This window comes from Burkholderia sp. RF7-non_BP4 (genome assembly GCF_001521935.1).
GTDB lineage: Bacteria > Pseudomonadota > Gammaproteobacteria > Burkholderiales > Burkholderiaceae > Burkholderia > Burkholderia diffusa.
In genome coordinates, this window is record NZ_LOTA01000057.1 from 74156 (window position 1) to 94851 (window position 20696).

18 protein-coding genes are annotated in these 20696 nt (G+C 62.6%); 3 read left to right on the forward strand and 15 right to left on the reverse strand.

Translation table 11 applies throughout. The annotated features are described in order from the left end of the window. Nucleotides 1–34: 34 nt before the first annotated feature. The 7 genes from tssG to WS49_RS20835 all read right to left on the reverse strand — a co-directional run bounded on the left by tssG (nt 35) and on the right by WS49_RS20835 (nt 6834). Nucleotides 35–1135 (reverse strand): type VI secretion system baseplate subunit TssG, encoded by a 1101-nt coding sequence (gene tssG / locus WS49_RS20805; RefSeq protein WP_059532813.1) that lies wholly within the window; start codon nt 1133–1135, stop codon nt 35–37. After that, a complete protein-coding gene (tssF, locus tag WS49_RS20810) occupies nt 1099–2934 on the reverse strand; it encodes a type VI secretion system baseplate subunit TssF (RefSeq protein ID WP_059532816.1) in 1836 nt (611 codons plus the stop codon). The genes tssG and tssF overlap by 37 nt, the downstream gene beginning before the upstream one ends. 79 nt (nt 2935–3013) lie before the next feature. Further along, nucleotides 3014–3499 (reverse strand): type VI secretion system baseplate subunit TssE, encoded by a 486-nt coding sequence (gene tssE / locus WS49_RS20815; RefSeq protein WP_059532818.1) that lies wholly within the window; start codon nt 3497–3499, stop codon nt 3014–3016. A 62-nt stretch (nt 3500–3561) separates the two neighbouring features. Next, complete coding sequence (locus WS49_RS20820) at nt 3562–4065, reverse strand: Hcp family type VI secretion system effector (RefSeq protein WP_006477093.1); 504 nt, start codon at nt 4063–4065, stop codon at nt 3562–3564. A gap of 70 nt (nt 4066–4135) precedes the next feature. Further along, on the reverse strand, nt 4136–5626 hold the full coding sequence (gene tssC / locus WS49_RS20825; RefSeq protein WP_039320274.1) for a type VI secretion system contractile sheath large subunit: 1491 nt from the start codon (nt 5624–5626) through the stop codon (nt 4136–4138). 15 nt (nt 5627–5641) lie between these two features. Then, nucleotides 5642–6157 carry a type VI secretion system contractile sheath small subunit gene (gene tssB / locus WS49_RS20830; RefSeq protein WP_044845930.1) on the reverse strand — a complete coding sequence of 172 codons (516 nt, stop codon included), beginning with the start codon at nt 6155–6157 and terminating at the stop codon, nt 5642–5644. Between the two features lie 44 nt (nt 6158–6201). Next, a complete protein-coding gene (locus WS49_RS20835) occupies nt 6202–6834 on the reverse strand; it encodes a tetratricopeptide repeat protein (RefSeq protein ID WP_059532820.1) in 633 nt (210 codons plus the stop codon). Nucleotides 6835–7211: 377 nt separating this feature from the next. Between WS49_RS20835 and tssJ the strand changes: the two genes are divergently transcribed. The 3 genes from tssJ (at nt 7212) to icmH (ending at nt 10052) form a co-directional block, all read left to right on the forward strand. Further along, nucleotides 7212–7823 carry a type VI secretion system lipoprotein TssJ gene (tssJ, locus tag WS49_RS20840; protein ID WP_059532823.1) on the forward strand — a complete coding sequence of 204 codons (612 nt, stop codon included), beginning with the start codon at nt 7212–7214 and terminating at the stop codon, nt 7821–7823. Nucleotides 7824–7926: 103 nt separating this feature from the next. Further along, entirely contained in the window at nt 7927–9273 is a 1347-nt protein-coding gene (gene tssK / locus WS49_RS20845) for a type VI secretion system baseplate subunit TssK (protein WP_059532826.1), read from the forward strand. Then, nucleotides 9270–10052 (forward strand): type IVB secretion system protein IcmH/DotU, encoded by a 783-nt coding sequence (icmH, locus tag WS49_RS20850; protein WP_059532829.1) that lies wholly within the window; start codon nt 9270–9272, stop codon nt 10050–10052. Before tssK ends, icmH begins: the two co-directional genes overlap by 4 nt. Before the next feature lie 94 nt (nt 10053–10146). Here icmH and WS49_RS20855 read toward each other — a convergent pair whose 3' ends face one another. The 8 genes from WS49_RS20855 to WS49_RS20875 all read right to left on the reverse strand — a co-directional run. Further along, on the reverse strand, nt 10147–10473 hold the full coding sequence (locus tag WS49_RS20855; RefSeq protein ID WP_059532831.1) for a DUF7716 domain-containing protein: 327 nt from the start codon (nt 10471–10473) through the stop codon (nt 10147–10149). A 212-nt stretch (nt 10474–10685) separates the two neighbouring features. Next, entirely contained in the window at nt 10686–11270 is a 585-nt protein-coding gene (locus tag WS49_RS20860) for a hypothetical protein (RefSeq protein WP_156441424.1), read from the reverse strand. 185 nt (nt 11271–11455) lie between these two features. Then, nucleotides 11456–11959 carry a hypothetical protein gene (locus WS49_RS35190; protein WP_156441425.1) on the reverse strand — a complete coding sequence of 168 codons (504 nt, stop codon included), beginning with the start codon at nt 11957–11959 and terminating at the stop codon, nt 11456–11458. After that, the gene (locus WS49_RS20865; protein WP_373557199.1) at nt 11928–14066 is read right to left on the reverse strand and encodes an RHS repeat-associated core domain-containing protein; all 2139 of its coding nucleotides are present in this window, start codon (nt 14064–14066) and stop codon (nt 11928–11930) included. The genes WS49_RS35190 and WS49_RS20865 overlap by 32 nt, the downstream gene beginning before the upstream one ends. A 1-nt stretch (nt 14067) precedes the next feature. Further along, on the reverse strand, nt 14068–14424 hold the full coding sequence (locus WS49_RS35195; RefSeq protein ID WP_156437286.1) for a hypothetical protein: 357 nt from the start codon (nt 14422–14424) through the stop codon (nt 14068–14070). Beyond that, nucleotides 14424–15002 (reverse strand): hypothetical protein, encoded by a 579-nt coding sequence (locus WS49_RS35200; protein WP_156437285.1) that lies wholly within the window; start codon nt 15000–15002, stop codon nt 14424–14426. The genes WS49_RS35195 and WS49_RS35200 overlap by 1 nt, the downstream gene beginning before the upstream one ends. Continuing rightward, nucleotides 14986–19632: an RHS repeat-associated core domain-containing protein gene (locus WS49_RS20870; RefSeq protein ID WP_082725555.1), complete on the reverse strand. Its 4647-nt coding sequence runs from the start codon at nt 19630–19632 to the stop codon at nt 14986–14988. The genes WS49_RS35200 and WS49_RS20870 overlap by 17 nt, the downstream gene beginning before the upstream one ends. A 50-nt stretch (nt 19633–19682) precedes the next feature. Next, nucleotides 19683–20696: DUF2345 domain-containing protein (locus WS49_RS20875; RefSeq protein WP_156441426.1), on the reverse strand; the 1014-nt coding region annotated here is incomplete at its 5' end.

Consider the following 20696-nt stretch of genomic DNA (forward strand, 5'->3'; position numbering starts at 1 on the left):
TCAGGTTCGATTGCGTGTTTGTTGTCGTTCGGAATCAGTGAATCACGTGCAGTTCGTAGCGGGCATCCGAGCGGTCGTCGACCGCGTCGCGCGTGCAGAGGAATGCGTCCCAGCCGAGCCGCGAGCCCGCGCCGAGCACGCTCGCGCCGACCTCGGTGCGCTTCAGCACGAGCTTCACCTCGTATTCGAGCGTGACGCCGGCGAGCAGCGTCAGCATCCGCTCGAGCGCGACGGCCTGCGCGCCGCCCGGCAGGAATGCCTCGTAGTCGCGCTTGGACAGCGGGCCGACGACGATCCGCGCGCGCATGTCGCGCTGCCACACGCGTTCGCCGACGAGCGCCGTCGCGCCGAGCACCGCGTTGACCTCGCCGAGCACGCTCAGCTGGTCGGGCGGCACGTCGTACCACTTGCCGACGAACTGGTCGATCTTCACGGGCACGCGGAAATAATCGGACAGCGTGCGCTGCAGGTAGGCGGCGGACATCGGCCGGTGCCGCGCGGCGAGCGCGTAGCCGGCGACGGCCTCGTCGAGCACGCCGCCCGCGCCGGCCGCGAGGCTGTCGCGCACCTCGTCGCTCGGCACGCCCGCGATCGCGAGCAGGAGCGGCAGGTAGCGCTCGTCGCGGTCGAGTTCGTAATGGAACGGCAGCCGGTACTTCTTCCACGCCGCGTAGAACAGCGCGGTCGCGCGGTTCGAGAACACGTCGAAGAAGGCGCGCGCCGCGTGGTCGCGCTTCAGGTGCTCGCGCGCGACGATCTGCTCGGTGTAGTGCAGCGGCAGCGCGCCCTGCCCGCCCAGCAGCCCGAAGAATGCGGGCGTCAGCTCGACGTGACCGAGCTCGCCGGCCGCGAGCGCGGCGCCGCGTTGCTCGCCCGAATCGAGCAGCGTGCCGCCGTCGTCGAACGAACGGGCGCCTTCGATCTCGCTCGGCGGGAAGCCGAGCGACAGCGTGTTGCGGAATTCGATGCGCTGCGCGACGACGTCGCCCTGCCGCCATGCGCCGGGCGCATCGGACGCCTGCCGCGCGAACAGCCCCTCGAGCACGCGCACCGCCTGGAAGAACTCGAAGCGGTGCGGCTCGTCGAGCAGCGCGTCGACTACGCCAGGATCGATTCGCCGGTCCGGGGCTTGCATCGGATGATCTCCTCGCCGGTGCGCTTCGACACCACGACTAGTTGAACGAAACTGTTGAGGTGGACGTACAGCCCGAAGAAGCTGTCGAGCACGCGCACGAACGACGCGAGGCTCGCGCCGACGAAGTGCTCCTCGTCGATCGTCAGGCGGATCTCGATGCCGCGCACGAAAGTCGCGAACGGCTTGCCGGGCAGCCACTGCACGGCGCCGCGCTGCTCGACGCCGGCGAGGCCGTCGATCTGGCGCATTGACACGGCGGTGCGCCGCAGGTCGTACAGCGTCAGCATTTCCTTGAGCGGCGCGAGCCCGTGCGCGACCAGCGACACGTGGTTCAGCGCGAGATGCGACACGAGCCGCCAGTGCGCGGCGCGACCGCGCTCGAAGCGCACGCTCTGCGTCGGGCGCCGCAGCAGCGAGATGCCGCTCGTCTGCGCGCCGCCTTCCTGGAACAGGTCGCCGCCTTCGAGACCGAACGCGAGCATCGACGGCAGGTCGCGGTTCGTGCAGGTGAGGTCGAGGCTCAGCGTGTCGGTTTGCGGCGACGTCGGCTCGAAGTCGATGTCGACGATCGAGATCTCGGTTTCGTAGCCGGGGCTTTTCTGCGCGACCCAGTCGTTGCGGCGCGCGAACCAGTAATGACCGATCCGCGCCGACTCGCCGTGATGCAGCGAATAGAACGGCCGGAACTCGATCACCGATTCTTCATGCGCCTGCTGCCGGACGAGCTTCACCGAATCGATCGAATACACCTCGTACGCGAACGCGCGGCGCGCTTCGGCGATCACCGGGTACGACACCGCGCGGTGCGTGATGCGGATCGGCTCGCCGTGCTGGCGGAACAGGTTGACGATCGGCGTGCAGAACAGCCGGAAATGGCTGGCCGTGAGCAACTCGAGCAGCCGCGCGACGTGCGAATCGCTGCGCACGTCCTGCAGCACCAGATGCAGCGTCGCGCGCTGGCAGCGGCCCGACGCGCGCGCGATCGCCGCGAGGTCGAAATCGACGAAATCGAACTTGTCGGGGAATGCGAAGTATTCGGTGAGCAGGCGATACGCGGGGTGCGACTTCGCGGGGTAGTCGATCAGCGCGTCGTCCTCGTCGAAGCCGGCATGCGCGATCGGCAGCTTGCGCAGCGCGGTCCAGCGGCCGTTGCGCTCGGGCTCGACATACGCGCCGAGCACGTTGACGAACAGGCAATCGGTCAGCGCGGCGACGAACGACTGCTCGCCGTGCAGGTGCGCGCGCAGCGTCGGCAGCTTCAGCGCGCCGAGATCGAGCTGCGCGGCGAGCGATTCGAACGTGATCGAGATCACGCCCGTCGCGTTGGACGGCAGCACCGTCGCGCTCGGCGCGAGCGCGACCGGCGTGAAGCGCGCCTCCGAGATGCGGATCGGCGCGAGCGTCACGTCGTATGCGGTGCGGAACCGGCACTGCACGCCGCGGATCGGACGGCTCTTCAGCTCGGTGCCGCGGTCGATCACGACCGGTTCGGTCTGCTGGCCCGGCGAGGCCGGCGTGAACTGCGCGATCGAGCACGACGGGAACGGCCGCAGGTAGTGCGGATACAGCACTTCCAGCAGCGCTTCGGTGAATTCCGGGTAGTCGTCGTCGAGCTTCTTGTTGATGCGCGCGCCGAGCAGGGCGAACGACTCGATCATCCGCTCGACGTGCGGATCCTCGCAGTGCTCGCCGGACAACGCGAGCCGCGCGGCGATCTTCGGATAACGTTCGGCGAAATCTCGCGAATAGCGCCGCAAAAACGATAATTCGCGCTCGTAGTACGGCAGCAATTCTTCCATCGACGACCCCGAGAACCTCAATATTTCCTGCCGGACCCTGAACCATCACCGGGCGGTCCGGCCCGCTCGGCGGCTTGATTTACAGCATTCTGGCCGCGCGCGTGCGCGTGACCGAATACTGCAGCGTCGACGGCTGCAGCATCGCGTCGAAACTCACCGGCTCCTCGGCCGGATGCACGACGAGCAGCGCCTGGATCGCGAAGTACAGCGCGTTGGTCGACTGCTCGTTCAGTTCGAACGTCACCTGCACCTGCTGCAGCCGCGGCTCGTGGCGCGCGATGGCCTGCTGGATCGACTTGCAGATGAACGCGCGGTCGTAGTGACTCGCGAGGCTCAGCCCCGCGAAATCGCTCAGCCCGTAGGTCAGCACCGATTTCTGGCATTCCGGCAGCGCGGCCAGCTCGATTTCGGTGTGCGCGATACGGGTGTTGAGGATCGCCTCGACGTCGCGGGCGACCGTGTTCTTGAGCTCGTCCAGCGACAATTGCCGCATCGCGGCCGAGGCCGGCAGGTGCGGTTCGTCGTCGAACAGCTTGTCGAGAAAACTGGGTTCGAATCGTTTCATCGGCCGGCGTACACAGCGAAAACGGCAACGGGACGCCGAGCGCCCCGTTGCCGCAACCGACGTTAGACCGCGTAGGTCTTGTCGTTCTTCGTCAGGCTCCAGGCGCCTTGCGTGTTGCCGCCCTGGTTGCCGCCGATCTTCTGCTGGGTCTGCTTCCACTGCACGGCCGCGTACTTCAGCGAGAACGTCTCGAGCGGCAGACCTTCTTCGCGAACGCTCGGAGCGATGCTCGAGATGATCACGTACTTGAGCTTCACTTCCAGATACTGCACGCGCTTGCCTTCACCGTCCGCGCGCGAGAAATGGACCGTCACTTCATCGAACGTCGTGCCGCCCGATGCGTGCTGATACAGCAGCGGGCTCGACGAATCGATTTCCTTCGTGAAAATCATGTCGCCGTGCTCGCAGCGCGTCATCGTGTGACCGCCCGCGGTCGATGCCGTTGCCGAACGCGGCTGAACGATCGAGTGATCCCACGATTTCAGTTCGATCCAGCCCTGATGGTCTTTGTCCGCGGATTCGCCCTTCACCGCCGGACTACCAAACTGCAAGTGCATATGTAACATGGCCCTTCGACTCCCCAAAGAGGTGGTTTTAACGTCCTACCCAGGCGGCCCGCCCGGGCGATTTACTCGCTTATGAATTTGCCGGTTTGGGCAGATCAGCGACAAGTCGCAGAGAAATCGAGAGTTCGTCGAGCTGAAAGTGCGGGCGCAGGAACGCGACCGAACGATACGAGCCCGGCTTGCCCGGAATCTCCGACACTTGTATGGATGCCTCGCGCAGCGGGAATTGCGCCTTCTGTTCCTGCGACGCGTTGTCGTCGAGCAGGACGTACTGCGAAATCCACCGGTTGAGGAAAGTCTCCACGTTCTGCGCCGATGCGAAGCTGCCGATCTTGTCCCGCATCATCGCCTTCAGGTAGTGCGCGACGCGCGATACCGAGAAGATGTACTGAAGCTGGGCGGACAGGACGGCGTTCGCATTCGCGCTGTCGGTGCTGTATTTTTTCGGTTTCTGCACCGATTGCGCGGCGAAGAACGCAGCGTAATCCGAGTTCTTGCAATGCACGAGCGGGATGAAGCCGAGGTCGCTCAGCTCCTTCTCGCGGCGATCGGTGATCGCGATTTCGGTCGGGCACTTCAGCGCGACTTCACCGTCGTCGGTCTTGAACGTGTGGGTCGGCAGGTCCTCGACGAGGCCGCCGCCTTCGACGCCGCGGATCGCCGCGCACCAGCCGAAGTCGTCGAATGCGGCCGTCAGGCGTGCCGCGAAGGCCCATGCCGCGTTGCACCAGAGGTACTTGTCGTGCTCGGTGCCGTCGACGTCCTCGACGAAGTTGAAGTTCTCCGCGGTCTGGCCGTCCTTCGGATTGAACGGCAGGCGACCGAGGAAGCGCGGCAGCGTCAGGCCGACGTAGCGCGAATCTTCGGCGTCGCGGAACGACTTCCACTTCGCGTATTCGACCGTGTCGAACACCTTGCCGAGGTCGCGCGGCTTGCCGAGGTCGGAGAACGACTCGAGGCCGAGCAGCTCCGGCGACGCCGACGCGATGAACGGCGCGTGCGCGGCCGCCGCGACGTGCGACATCTGCTCGATGAAGTACATGTCTTCCGGCTGGCGCGAGATCTCGTAATCGCCGATCAGCGCGCCGAACGGCGAGCCGCCGAACGTGCCGAACTCTTCTTCGTAGACCTTCTTGAACAGCGCGCTCTGGTCGAACTCGCTCGCGCCCTTGAAGTCGCGCACGAGGTCGCGCTTCGGTGCGTGCAGCGCCTTGATCTTGATCGTCTGGCCGGTGTTGCTTTCCTTGACCAGGTAGTCCATCCCGCGCCACGTGCTTTCGAGGCGCTGGAATTCCGGCGCGTGCATCACCGCGGACAGCTGCGTGGAGATCAGGCGGTCGAGTTCCGCGACGCGCGCGTCGATCGTCGCCGACAGGTTGTCCGACACGATCACCGTGCCGTCGAGCACCTGGTGCACGAGTTCGCCGATCAGGTCCTTCGCACGGGCATGCTCGGAATCGGATTTCGCGACCTTGCTCTTCTCGACGATATCGTCGAGCAGCGAAGTCCCGGCGGCGTATTCCGCGCCGCTCGCTTGGGCCGCAGCCGTTTGCTGGTTCATCTCAACACTCCGTCGTCATTCGCCGTCTTTGTCGCCGCCGGTGCCCTTCGCGAGCTCCTGCAGCTGCTGCGTGTTCTTCAGCACCTCGGACAGCAGATCCTCGAGCTTGTCGTTGCCGGCGAGCTTGTTGCGCAGGTCGGCGAGCTTCGAGCGCGCCTCGAGCAGGCGGCGCAGCGGCTCGACCTGTTCGACGACTTCGTCCGGGCTGAAATCCGACAGCGAACGGAACTTCAGGTCGACTGCGAACTTGCCGCCTTCCGGGCTCAGGCGGTTTTCCACCTGGAACGCGGCGCGCGGCTCGATCGCCTTCATCACGTCGTCGAAGTTGTCACGGTCGATGTTGACGAACTTGCGGTCGCGCAGCTTCGGCTGCTCGACTTCCGACTGGCCCGCCAGATCGCCGACGACCCCGACGACGAACGGCAGTTCCTTCACCTCGATCGCGTCGCCCTTCTCGACCTCGTAGGTCAGCTGGACGCGCGGCGGCCGTATTTTCTGCAAGCTTTTCTGAATGCTTTCTTTCTTGGCCATCTCGACGGCTCCCAGGTTAGTTGTGGTTATCGCGTCTGTTGCGGTCAGTTGCGCAGCGCGCTGAACGGATCGGCGCCGCCCTTTTGCGGCGCGGCGGCCGGCGTCGGCGCGGTGGTTGCGGCTGCAGCCGCCTCGGTGGCCGGCGCCGCGCCGGCCTTCGGACGATGAATCACGCGACGCGCCGTACGCGCCTTCGTGGTCCGCTGCTCCGGCGGGAACAGCGCCGATTCGCCGAGCGTGTCGCGCAGTTGCTTCGCGAGCGCCTGCGCGTCCGACTTCGCATCGCCCGCGAGCGATGCATCCTGGCGCAGCTCGCCGAGCGACTGCGTCGCGATCCGCAGCCCCGCGACGGCGAGCACGCTCTTCGCCTGACGATCGGTCGCGTCGCGCTGCAGTGCCTCCTGCGCGGCGACGATCGCCTGGCCATAGTGGTTCTGGGCAAACTGGATCTGCGCGATGCGCGACCACGGTTCCTCGCGCGTCGGATCCGACTTCGCGAGCTGCTGGTACAGGCCGAGCGCCTTGTCCTGGTCACCCGACTTCGCAACGGCGTCCGCATCGGCCAGCGACTTGTTGAACACCTCGGCAGTCGGCGCCGGCGGCTGGCTCGCACAACCGGCGATCACGCCGCAAGCCAGCACTACCCCAGACAATTTTGCGAAGAGACGGTCTTTCATCGTTATATCCACCGGCGCGTGAGTATTAAAATCGTTGAGAATCTGGTTCTTTTGCTTTGCAAGAAGCGCGCGGGTATAGTACCGATCAATTTTTCATAATTCAATCGCTGCGTGCAGAGTAATTCCTTTTAAATCCGTGCGCTACCCCCTCGAAACGTCTCCGGCAACGGCCCGGCGACGGTTTTTCGAGCGACCGGAATGCGCAAGTTTTACTTGCTCGACAACGCTTCGCGCGGGTGACGGAAAAAATTTCCGGAAGCGCGATGCGCCGCACGCGTGCTTAATAGTTGAACGGCAGATAAGCCGGCATTCGCGATGAACGCGGAAATGCCCGGTAGTTTTGACAGGGGAGTTAAAGGCGGCACGCCGGAAACACGATGAGATCGTCCATGATTCGCTATGCGCTGCCGCTGATTGCCTGCGCGCTCCTGGCCGGATGCGCGGCCGCCCCGCTGCTCGGCTCCGCCGCGAGCGCCGTGATGCAGGCCGCCGGCATCGGCAAGCCCGAACTGCCGGATGCCCAGAAGCCGCCGCGCAACATCGGGCTCACGCTCGCCGCCGCGCCGAACCTCAACGCCGCGAACGATCGCAAGCCGCTCGCATTAGTGGTGCGGCTCTACGCGCTGAAGGATCCGACTTCGTTCCAGCAGGCGCCATTCGATGCATTCACCGATCCGGCCAAGGAAAAGGCCGCGCTGGGCACCGATCTGCTGAACGTGCGTGAAATCACGCTGATTCCGGGCCAGCGCTATACGGCAACCGAAAAGGTGTCGCGCGAAGCGCAGGCATTCGGCATCGTCGCACTGTTCCGCGATCCCGCCATCCAGCGCTGGAAACTGACGTTCGACCCGGCGAAGTCGGAGAAATCCGGCATAATCATCGGCCTGCATAATTGCGCGATGACGGTCGCCGACGGCTCGGTCATCGCACCGCAACAGGGCGCGCCTTCGCAACCGCTGAATTTGCTTTCGTCGGTCACCTGCGGTTAAGCATGACGCACGAATGTCAATTAACAAGAGTTAACAAATTGGCGATTTAATTCGGGCATGAACAAATCGATTACATCGCAACGCCACATTAACCGGATTTGACATGAGTTATTCGGCCAAGGTGCTTTGGGGGGAAGGGCTGTTCCTCCGGCCCCAACACTTTCAGCGGCAGGACGCCTATCACGAGGCGCGCCTGTTCGAATCCATCCAGGCGATCCAGCCGTACAACTGGGGCGTGCGCTCGGTGCGCATCGACCGCGATGCGCTCGGCAGCAACGTGCTGCGCGTGGCCGAGCTTGCGCTCGTGTTCCCGGACGGCGCGCTGTATGCCGCGCCGCAGGCCGACGACCTGCCGCCGCCGATCGCGCTGGACACGCTGCCCGACGGCATCAACGAATTCGTCTTCTACCTCGCGCTGCATCCGCTGCGCGAGAACGGCACCAACTACAGCGACGATCCGGCCGCCGGCTTCATGACGCGTTTCGTCAGCGAGCAGACGAGCGTCGCCGACAACTTCACCGACGCCGCCGAAGCCGACATCACGTTCCTCAAGACGCAGGTCAAGCTGATCGCGCACAGCGAGCCGCGCGACCAGCTGCTGTCGGTGCCGCTCGTGCGCGTGCGCCGCACCGCGACGTCCGGCTTCGAGATCGACGACAGCTTCGTGCCGCCGTGCCTCGCGATCGAAGCTTCGCCGATCCTGCACCAGCGGCTGCGCCAGCTCGTCGACGCGCTGCAGGCAAAGGTGAACGCGCTGTATGGCTTTCACCGCGAGCCGTCGAAGAACATCATCGAATTCCGCTCGGGCGACATCGCGTCGTTCTGGCTGCTGCACACCGCAAACGCCGCGTTCGCGACGCTCGCGCACCTGCACCAGCATGCGGCGCTGCATCCGGAGCGGCTGTTCCAGGAACTGCTGCGCCTCGCGGGCCAGCTGATGACGTTTTCGAAGGGCTACACGCTCGCCGACCTGCCCGTGTATCGCCATGACGATCCGGGCCCGAGCTTCGCGCGCCTCGACCTGATGCTGCGCGAGTTGCTCGATACCGTGATCTCGACGCGCTACTTCGCGATCACGCTCGACGAAGTGCGTCCGTCGTTCCATCTCGGCCGCCTCGATTCGGGCAAGATCGACGACAAGACCGAGTTCTACCTGGCCGTGTCCGCGGACATGCCGAGCGTCGAGCTCGTCGATGCGGTGCCGGCACGCTTCAAGGTCGGCGCGCCCGACGACGTCGACAAACTGGTGCTGTCGGCAATGCCCGGCGTGCGGCTGTCGTACATGCCGCAGGTACCGCCCGCGATTCCGGTGCGGCCCGGCGCGTGCTATTTCCAGCTTGATTCGCGCGGTGCGCTCTACGAGCGCATGCTGCAGGCCCAGTCCGCGATGATCTACGCGCCGACTGGCATCAATGACCTGAAATTCGAACTGATCGCGGTCACATCATGAGCTACGCGCCTTCCCTGTTCGGCGACAACGCGCCGGCCCCGCTGCATACCCCGGCGTCGACCGACGCCTCGTTCCAGGCCCGTTCGCTGCTCGACCTGCTGTACGACGGGTTCTTCATGCTGTTCCTGCTCAAGAACGGCCGCGAGCCGGACAGCGCGAGCGAGTTCAGCACGAAGATCCAGGAGTTTCTGTCGGATTTCGAGCGCGGCGCGAAGAAGCTCAACATTCCGGCCGAGGACGTGTATGGCGCGAAGTTCGCGTACTGCGCGGCCGTCGACGAGATGGTGCTGTCGTCGCAGTTCAAGATCCGGACCGACTGGGAACGCCGGCCGCTGCAGCTCGTGCTGTTCGGCGAGCAGCTCGCGGGGGAGAAGTTCTTTCAATATCTCGAGGAATGTCGGGCGCAGGGCGCGGCGCGGTTGCAGTCGCTCGAGGTGTTTCATATGTGCCTGCTGCTCGGGTTTCAGGGCAAGTATCTGCTCGAGGGGCCGGAGAAGCTCGCTTACCTCACCGCGCGGCTGGGGGACGAGATCGCGCATATGAAGGGCAAGCGCGCCGCGTTCGCGCCGCATTGGCCGCTGCCGGACCAGATCGCGCATCGGTTGAAGCGCGAGGTGCCGGTCTGGGCGATCGGCGCCGTGTTTGCGCTGGTGGCCCTGCTCGGGTATCTCGGGCTCAATACTTATCTGAAGGACAAGACGCTGCAGGCGTTGGCGCCTTATTCGCAGGTGATCAAGGTGGGGCCGGAGTCGGCTAATTTGACGATTTCGTTGCCTTGAGGCGTGCTTCGTTCGGGTGTTGATGCTTCATCGAAAAAGGACCGCTCGGCGGTCCTTTTTTGCTGTGGCGCGTGGTGCGCGTCGTCGCGCGTCGTCAAAGCAGAATGAATTCTTCGTTGTCGACGTAGAACACGAACGCATCGAACAATTGCGTCACGCTCGGTTCATCGACCTGGTCATGTGCGTTGATCACGATGTCCTCGATCGTCGCGCTGGACAGCGTGACGCGCCAGCCGGGTTGGGGGGTAGTGGCGGGAGGCGTGTCGGTCTCGGGGTCGTTGGCGTCGTTGGCGTCTTCGGTGAATACGCCGTCCGTATCGAGCGTCCACGGCATCGGCGGCAAGCAGAGCCAACCGGAGAAATCGCCCGGGTGTTCGAGAATGTGTTTCAACGACGCGGTGGTCGTGGTGGTGGTCGACATGGGTAGTGCGGTGGTAACTGGGCTGGAGTCAATGCGCTCGGGGCGAGATGCGGCAGTTGCACGAGTGCGCCTGCGCCGCGGCGTTCGTGCCGGCAAGGCGTGATTATGCCAATGTCTTATGCACGAGGTTGGCGGCGGCAGTGTGCCGGTCAGTTGGCGGACGCGGTACCCACATTCGAGATCGCGTCCAATTTCCCGCGTCGGACTGCCCTTCAGGGTTGGTAGCGAACTGTCTCGTAGATCTTCGCCATGCCCTGCTTCGCGGGATTTTCGTTGGCGGCCAGACCTGTCGAGAAAATGATGCAGGTCCAGCCGTCGCCGCAAGGCTTGCTCGCAATCAGGTCGAGCCGATGTGCATACACCCGGTCGTCCTTGAAAATCTTATGCGAGTAGCGCGATGCGAGCGCGGGATATTTGCCGTTCAACATGATCGGCTCGTAATTCGCTTTCGTGTACTGAGCAGGCTTGTCGTCGACTTGCAGGTTGTAGAGATACGCCGCCGTTCCCTTTAGCGTCGGCGCAACCTTGGTGGGCACAACCTGAACCGTGACACCCAACGTCAGAACCTCGAATGCCGCCTTGTCGGCTTCGATATCGACCCCCTGCCCATTCGTATCCTCCAGCCGGCCACTCCACGTAACCGTCCAGTTCGAAGGAAGCTGGAAGCTGACGCCGTTCGCGGCATAAGGTTTGAGATGCACCAGATCAGGCGCATCCGCGGCCCTTGAATCAGTGTTATCGGCAGACGCTGCCGTTACGGTCGCAAGCAAGATAAGCGCAAGAAGTGAACGCCGCATGGAGAATCCTTATTTTATTGAGTGTAGATGCTTCCTTCATCGCTATCCCGGTCGACCGGGCGTAGTTAGGAAGGCTGCAAAGCTATCTGCAATCGCTGACGCATGCCTTGTCTCGTGCGACCAAAGAGCTACAACAGGTTCTCCAGCGTCGCCAAGGCATCAAACGTTCAAGAGACATCCATCCCCTACATTTCGATCCAGGACGGCTCATCCTCGTAACAGTAAAGAATCGAGTAGACACTTGAGAATTGATTACCGAAATTAAATTTTTTATTCAAGACCTCAACAGGAGTAAAAATCATACCAGCCTCCTCCATGTTCTTTATCAGTGGGTACACTGAATTGGTTGATGGCAGATCAATACTCGGTGAGTCTTGACTTCCGTCTGCCGACAACAACGATAAATAGTAGTACGGACCAACAAACGATACTCGCAATATGAAATCCGCACCATCACCCCTCACGAAATATCCGTAACTTACGTCGGTGTTGGGCTCGGTATCCTCATGGAAATCAAAATTCTTTTCAAGAAATTGAATCACACCAGGGTACTTTGTCGCAGCAAGATTCTCTTTAACGAACGAGTAGTCCGGGGATTCAAAACTCCCGTACGAATCAATAACGGAACGCGAGAATCTTTCCCAATCAAAATTCGAATCATGGGGTCTCTGGGCCTTTGGGATGTCCATGTATTTTTCCTCCATTGTCTTGGTGAACGCGCACTGAAGTTTGAGTGCCTCCGTTGGGGCCAAAACCAATAGGCGTCTTGAAATCGTGGTCCCGTACATTCGAGCGCCCAGGGACGGGGCTACCCTTGCTCCAAGCCTCATCTGTGTACTGCACTGCATCGTCCCAATCACAGAAGCACGAGGTGGGCTTACCTTGTTTAACTCGATTGTCATACTGAGGCTCACCTAGTACATGACCCGCTTGCTTCTGCCGCGATATATGCGGTGGAACCGATGGTTTCTTTTGCAAACCCAGCGGATCGATCCACAGCGTCGGGTTCGGCGCGTACTGGTAGACATTGACCCCGCCAGCCAACCCAATCGGATCTTTCGACACGAAGCGCCCACTACTCGGATCGTAGTACCGATACAGGTTGTAATGAAGCCCCGTTTCATCATCAAATTGCTGCCCCTGGAACCGCAGCGAATTCCTCGGAGCGATCCCTACCGCCCTCGACGCCCGCGCGATCACCTCGCGAGCTTCACCCCACGCCTTGTACGACGCCTCCCACACCACATCGCCATCGTCATCCGTCAGTACCTGCGGAGTGCCGATCTGATCACAGTGGTAATAGAAGGCATGCACCTGCCCTGTCCGCTCCGGTACCCGTTGCAGCGGATCATCTTCCGGCACGTAGCGATCTGTATTGCTACGCGACGGTGTCTCGCAGCCACTGACCGGTGCACCGACGTATTGCACCATCGGCACGAACGATTCCGCTTCGTACAAGTAGTGCGTGCTGCCATGCTCACCGCTCTCATACGCCAGCGTATCTCCGTCCCAACCGAACACCGTACGCTCGCCGTTCACCTCTTTCGCAATCCGGCGGCCCAACGCATCGTAGTAATACCGTGACTCACTGCTGCGCGCAGTCTCCTGCACGCTCGCAGCCGTCATCCGATTAAACGCATTCCACTCGTAACGTTGCTCGCCCGCCGGCGATGTGCGATGAACGAGGTTGCCACGCGCGTCGTACTCGAAATGCCGCCCGGCATATTGCTTCAGCAAATTGCCCAATACCTTGGGCACTTCGGAAGGCAACGAACTTTCCGCACGCACCGGGCTCGGCCTGTTCTCTTTGCGAGCCGTCTCAACGCGTGCCGGATCGATGATGTTGCTCGCCGGATCGAATGCGAACCGCTCCTTGCCGGCCGGTCCGATCGACTCGAGCAACCGTCCGACCGGATCGTACCGATAGTCGATGCCGCCCTTGCGGCTGTCCTCGATCCGCAATAACTGACCGGCCGCGTCATAGCGATACCGCCGCTCGGCGAGCGGCGCTGGCGACGTGGACCGCTGAATCGTCTGTTGCAGCACCCGTCCAGCCGGATCGTAGTGCGTGCGTTGCCCGACCTTGCTCGACAGCAGCCGCACCGTTTCGCGATGCAGAGCGTCGCGCTCGAACTGCACACGCTCGTCGCCATCCAGCAGCATCCCGTGCACGTGCCCCGAGCCATACATCAGCCAGTCGATCGCGTGGCCGTCCGGTCGCACGGTGCGCCGCCGATTGCCGAGTTCGTCGTATTCGTGATGCCACACGTAGCTGCGTCGCTCGCCGAACAGATCGTATGCGTGATGCTCTCGGACGAGATTGCCGACAGGATCGAAGAAGAACTGCACACGGCTGTAGCGGTTCACCGCGTCGATGAGCCGGCCGCTCCGATCGTACGCAAACCGTTCCTCGCTTTCGCCGGAGGCGCGCTTCATCAGCCGTCCGGTCGCGTCGAGGTCGACCGACGTCACGCAGCCGGCTTCGTCGACGCAGACGAGGCTGCCGCTTTCCTTGTCGTATTGGTAACGCGTCGACTTGCCGTCGAAGCCGACTTCCTCGATCAGCCGCCCGGCCGGATCGTAATGGAACTGGTACGTCGCAAAGTTCGCATCGATCAGTGCGGTAAGCCGGCCGAGACGATCGTAGCGATACGCAATCGTCTGCCCGAGCGCATCCGCGCGACTCGCAATGCGGCCTGCCGCATCGTAGCCGTATCGCGTCGACCGGCTCAGTTGATCGGTATGCCGTAACAACCGGCCTTCAGCGTCGTATTGCACCTGCTCGACGCTCGGCATGCTAGCAGCAAGCGGCCTTTTTCTTTGCTGTCACCGCTTGCGATGGCTGCAGGTGCATCGGGCGCGCGTTACTCGTGCCTCGCTGAGTACTTCGTTGCTTCGCTCGTAGCGAGGCAACGCGCCCACCACGCACCTCGCCCTTGCGGCTGTCCTCGACCGGCGGCAACTGATCCTTCGCGTCGTAACGATACCGCTGCCCGGCAAGCGACTTGGAGCCGCGGATCGTGGGATCGTCTGTTGCAGCCGTGCGTCCCGCCGCATCGTAATGCGTACGTTGCCCGATCTTGCTCGACGGCAATCGCTCCGGCTCGCAACGCAGCTCGGCGCTCTTAACCGGTGCGATGGTCGGGAGCAACACTAACCATCGACCATGCTCATGAATACATCGGTTTGGGTATTCGATAATTTTTGACTCACTCGTTGCCGCAATTGGGCTAGGAAATCCGATCGGAGAGCCAGTGTATCGTCGTAAACGTCCTTTGCATATTTCGTGATAAAGAGATCACACCAGATGTGCAACACATCGGCAAAGGTCGTTATGTCGTTTGAAACATGATTTGCTCGCCATGAGCCAGATCCATGACGTGCAAAAAGAATAATGCAGTCTTCTTTGCTGAAGTCGCCGATGATCGGGTCTCCGCTTATCTGTCCAAGCACGAGCCACTCGTCCTTCCATGCAGACAGACGTCCCCCCGAAGCATCGACCCGATACCCGATTTGCGCCGCCTCTAACGTCGTCTGACTTCCGTACAGGTGAAGCTCCTCCGCGGACCAAGGAATTGTCAGATCCGCTCCTTGCAAGGCCGATATCCACGTGGCAACTTCCTTGTATCCAGCCGATATTGATGCAGCAGGTGTGGTCGCTTGATCGACTACACTGGCATGCGCTCCGAGAATCGTACGTATTTCACGAAAAACACTATCGGCAGTTTGCATTTTCGTTTGCTCTCTGATGCTGACTAATCATTGCCGCACGGTCGATCAAGCGGCCCGATGTTGCGTTTTGGTAATTACCGCGATGCCCCTGCAGGCTGTTCAGATGGTCGCCCCCGTTGGGCCCATTCGACAGAAAGACAATATTTCGAGGATCTCCGGCCCATGCGGGGTTGCTTTCAACATTGTTTATATGATGCCCGGTGAACCCGGTTACCTTTCCGTTGCTAAGCAATTCATCCATCTGTGCTGGCGTCCAATCTACAGTCCCCGAACCGGTGGCTTTCACGAGTTCCTGCTCGGCTTTCCAGGCACGATTGATACCCGTTTGACGAGAGCCCGCCATTGGCGCGAGGCTGTCTCTAATTTTATAGCGGATCAAGCTGCAAGGCGTGAGGCCGAGCGGATCGGCCCATAGTACAGCGTTACGCGCGTATTGATAGACATTGATTCCACCAGCCAGCCCAACCGGATCCTTACTGACGAACCGCCCGGACGCAGTGTCATAGTACCGATGCCGGTTGTAATGCAGCCCAGTCTCATGATCTTCCTGCTGCCCCTGGAACCGCAACGAATTCCTCGCCACGATCCCCGCCGCCTTCGACGCGCGCGCGATCACCTCGCACGCTTCCCCCCACGCCTTGTACGAAGCTTCCCAAACGACGTCCCCATCGTCATCCGTCAGCAACTGCGGTGTGCCGATCTGGTCGCAGTGGTAATAGAAAAGCTTCGCGTCAGCCCTACGCTGCGGCACCTTCTGCAGTGGATCTTCCTCCGGCACGTAACGATCACTGCTCTTCCACGCCGGCGTCTTGATTCCAACAACCGGCTCGGCCACATACTGCGCGAGCGGTACGAACGTCCCCGGCTCGTAGATATAGTGCGTGCCGCGCTCACCATCGCTTTCGTACGCGAGCGTATCGCCATCCCACCCGAACACGGTCCGCTCGCCGTTCACCTCCTTCGCGATCCGGCGGCCAAAGGCGTCATAGAAGTACCGCGCGTCACTCTGCCGCGACGTCTCCGCGACGCGCGCCGACAGCAAACGGTTGAACGCATCCCACTCGTATTCCTGCTCGCCCGCCGGCGTACGCTTGCGCACGAGATTGCCCCGCGCGTCGTACTCGAAGTGCATCCCCGCATACGCCTTCAGCAGGTTGCCCAGCACCTTCGGCACCTCTGCCGGCAATGTGCTTTCCGGCCGCACCAGGCTCGGCCGCGACGCGGGCGTGTCGCTCGCTCGCACCGGATCGACAATGTTGCTCGCGGGATCGAACGAGAACCGCTCCTTCGCAACCGGGCTGATTGCCTCGATCAGCCGTCCGACCGGATCGTACCGATAGTCGATGCCGCCCTTGCGGCTGTCCTCGATCCGCAACAACTGACCGGCCGCGTCATAGCGATACTGCCGCTCGGCGAGCGGCGCTGGCGACGTGGACCGCTGAATCGTCTGTTGCAGCACCCGTCCAGCCGGATCGTAGTGCGTGCGTTGCCCGACCTTGCTCGACAGCAGCCGCACCGTTTCGCGATGCAGAGCGTCGCGCTCGAACTGCACACGCTCGTCGCCATCCAGCAGCATCCCGTGCACGTGCCCCGAGCCATACATCAGCCAGTCGATCGCGTGGCCGTCCGGTCGCACGGTGCGCCGCCGATTGCCGAGTTCGTCGTATTCGTGATGCCACACGTAGCTGCGTCGCTCGCCGAACAGATCGTATGCGTGATGCTCTCGGACGAGATTGCCGACAGGATCGAAGAAGAACTGCACACGGCTGTAGCGGTTCACCGCGTCGATGAGCCGGCCGCTCCGATCGTACGCAAACCGTTCCTCGCTTTCGCCGGAGGCGCGCTTCATCAGCCGTCCGGTCGCGTCGAGGTCGACCGACCTCACGCAGCCGGCTTCGTCGACGCAGACGAGGCTGCCGCTTTCCTTGTCGTATTGGTAACGCGTCGACTTGCCGTCGAAGCCGATCTCTTCGATCAGCCGTCCCGCCGGATCGTAGTGGAACTGATACGTCGCAAAGTTCCCATCGATCAGTGCGGTAAGCCGGCCGAGACGATCGTAGCGATACGCAATCGTCTGCCCGAGCGCGTCGGCGCGACTCGCAATGCGGCCTGCCGCATCGTAGCTGTATCGCGTCGACCGGTTCAGTTGATCGGTATGCCGCAGCAATCTGCCTTCGGCGTCGTACTGCACGTGCTCGACGCCGGCGGGAGAACGAATCTCAGACAGCTGCCCGTTCGGTCCGTAACCATAGGCGACTATGCCACCGGACGCATCCTTGGCCTCTGCCACGCGTCCGATATCGTCGTACTGCCACTCCGTCTTCTTTCCAGAGCAATCGGTGTAGCTCGTGAGCTGCCCGGCATCGTTGTATTCGAGCGCCTTCGTCCCGCCCTTCGCATCGGTGATTTGCGTCGGCAGCCCCTTGTCGTTGTACGCGTACTTCGTCGCGTGCTCGAGCGGATCGATCTCCTCGACGAGATTGCCGGCGTCGTCGTACTTGCGCTGCCACACGTGCCCGTTCGGATCGACGAGCCTGATCATCTGGTCCTTGTCATCATAGGCCATCTCGATGATGCTGCCGTCCGCGCGTTCGTGCCACGTACGGTTGCCGCGCGCGTCGTAACGCATCTGTTCGATACTGCCGTCCTGCAGGATGTGCAGCACCAGATTGTTGTGCTCGTCACGCCGAAACCACTCCTCGGTGCCGTCCGGGTATGCAACTCGATAAATGTAGCCCTTGATGTTGTAGTAATAGCGCGTCATCTGACCGAGCGCGTCGGTCACGTAGGTAAGCCGGATCTTCGGATGCCACGCAAGGCGGATGTCGAGGCTGCCGTCGTCCGCATATTCGCGGACGCATTTCGCATCGGCATTGTCGTCGGTGTCGGCGCCGTCCCACTCGAGCGTCATTCCGCGGCCAGTACGGTCGGTATAGCGCGTGACAAGGTGTCGACGGTACGCATAGCTCCACGCATTGCCGTGCCGGTCGATCGCGCGCACGAGGTCTCCCGCGTCGTCGTACGCATAAATCGCCAGAGTGCGGCGCTTGCCGTCCTGCAGGACCTGCTCGATCAACACGATGCGCCCTTGCTTGTCGTATTCGAACGACAGCACGTTGCCGCTGGCATCAATCAACCGGACGAGGCGGTCGAGTACGTCGTAGTCGAGCGTGATCGTGTTGCCGGCGCGATCCTTCTGCATCGCGAGTCGGAATGCATCGCCGCGTCGTTCGTACACGTGCAGTTCGTCGTGGCCATATGCGACCGTCGCCCACGTGTCGTCGAGGCGCGACAGCGTCAGGCTTTCGGAGAGATCGTCGTGCACGCCCCCGACTGCAAGCGCCGGATATTCGATGCTACGTCCGTTCCCATCACGGTAAAACCAGGTGTCGCCTTCGACATCGATGCGGGTGGTGTACGGCGTGAGCCACCGCGCGCCGAGTTCGCCGTTGTCGTATGCGGACAGGCGCGATCGATACGTCCGCGCCCATACGACGGGCAACGCGCCCGGCAATTCGAAATCGGTGTGCGTGAATGTCTCATCGCCGAACGCGAAATCGATCGAGCCGGGCGACGCGATCGGGCAGCCCTTGCATGGGCTCGGACCTGCGCCGCCTGGCTTCTTCTCTTGTTCGATTGCGCCGAGCGGCCCCTGCGGACGCTCGTGCTGTGCCTGCCCCTTGCCGCCGGGCGGCACGTCGGCGGCTTTTTCATGCAGCTTTCCGCGCGCGCGCACCTGCGCGACGGCCGCGACCAGCTGCGCGATGAGCCACAGCATCTTGCCTTCTTCGCTGCCGTTCAACTCGCGGATCGCCTTCGCGACTTTTGGTGCTTCGGCCTTCAGGAACGCGACGATATCGCGGAACGGTTGCAGCCACGAATCCGGCGCGAGCTTCGCGGCCGTCCCTGCCACCGCGTTTCCGGCTTCTTTCCCCAGCGCGACGGAGCCTTCGTAGCCGTATTCGATCGCGTCGACGACGAGCATCGGGTTGTACCAGGACCGCTCGTCCATTTTGCGAGCGACCGCCTCGGTGCGCCGCACGTTTGTACTGCTATCGAAAAGCCGCCCCTGCAGCGCGAGTTCGAGTCCATTCGCGATGCCGACCATCAATTCCTGCGCTTTTGCCGCGCAGTCGTTCAGCAGGTCGGTCAGGACTTGCTGCAGCGTGTTCAGAAAACTTTCGATTTCGGTCGCGGCCGCGGCGTTGACGTGCGTGACCAGCACGGAAATGAGTGCTGTCGCGAGATTGCCGCGCGATACGAGCAACTGGTTGCGCACGAGCGCGAGCAGCGGACGTGCGGACAGCCGGAACGACGCCAGCGGCGGCGGAAGCGGAATCACGCCGATCAAGTTGATCGCAAGGCCCAGATAGTCGAGCAAATCGGCTCTGCGCTTCTCGATGATCGTCACGATGTCGCACACCGCATCGTAAAACGCCATCAGGTTGCCGATGATCGGTACCGCGCTCGCGACCGTCTTCAGATCTTCGAACGAAATGTGGTTACCGCTGATGCTGAGCAGCCACTGATTGATGCGGTCGCCGCCAGCCGCTACATCTTTCGTCGAAATGTCGCTGAGCCAGGGAACGGCCTGTTCGTTCTCGGCGCCCGGTGGAAGTTGTTGTGCCATGTCGCTTTTCGTTCAAATCGTTTTTTGCAGACGGCTAACACGCCGCCCTCTCAGGATTGCAACGGACCGCCGAACCCGCTGGTCGGCAGCTTCATGCCGGTGACACCGGCAGCCGAAGCCGATGCCACCGCCGTAGCGCCCTTGCCGGCAATTCCGGCAACACCCGGCACAGCGCCCTGCAGCGCACCGGACGCCGCATTCGCAGCCGGCGTCGCCAACGCCGCGAGCCCACCTTGCCGTGCGGCCTGCACCATCCCGGCCACCTGCTTCGCAGCGCTGCCCAGGCTCGAAGCCGTCTGCAGCGCGGAAACGGCGCCTGCCCCACCGAGCGCACTCGCGGCAGCCGGCAACGCGGAACTCGCGAGACCGCCGAGCGCCGCGCCGGCGCCGCCACCGCTCACGAGGCCCAACGCCGCCGTGGTCGCAGCGGGCGCCATTCCCTGGAGCTGGCTGGCAAGCTGCCCGCTCGCCGCTGCCTGTGCCGCCTCCGGCGACGGCGCGACCGGCTCTGCCGGCCACTTCGCCTGCTTGAAATAGTTCGCCGGCTGATCCGATTCGCGCGGGTCCTTGCCGAATTCGACGCGCACCGCGCCCGGCGGCAAACCGCTCACGACGGTATGGCCGCTGTTGTCGAGCGCGCCCTGTTTCAGCACGGCGCCGTTCACGTCTCTCACCGTGAACAGCCCGCCCTTCACCGCCTCTCCATTCACGTACTTGTGAAACAGCTCCAACTGCCCCGGCTGATCCGGCCGCGGGCTCGGCAACGGATACCCCATGCTTGCCGGCCCGGCGAAGGTATGCGACGCACCCTTCACATCCACCGCGCCAGGCGTATGAATCTCGATGTTGCCGTCCTTGATGCGGATATACCCACCGCCGCTCGTCAGCAGAATCCCCTGATCGGCCGCGATTTCGATCCGATCGGTTGCGGACACAACCTTCACCGCCTTCTGCGCGGTGACTTCGACGTTGTCCGACTGCGCCTGGATCTCGACCTTGCCCTTGCCCGCGAACAGCTTCATCCCAGCGTTCTGCGCGAACAGGCTCAGCTTCTGCCCGATGCT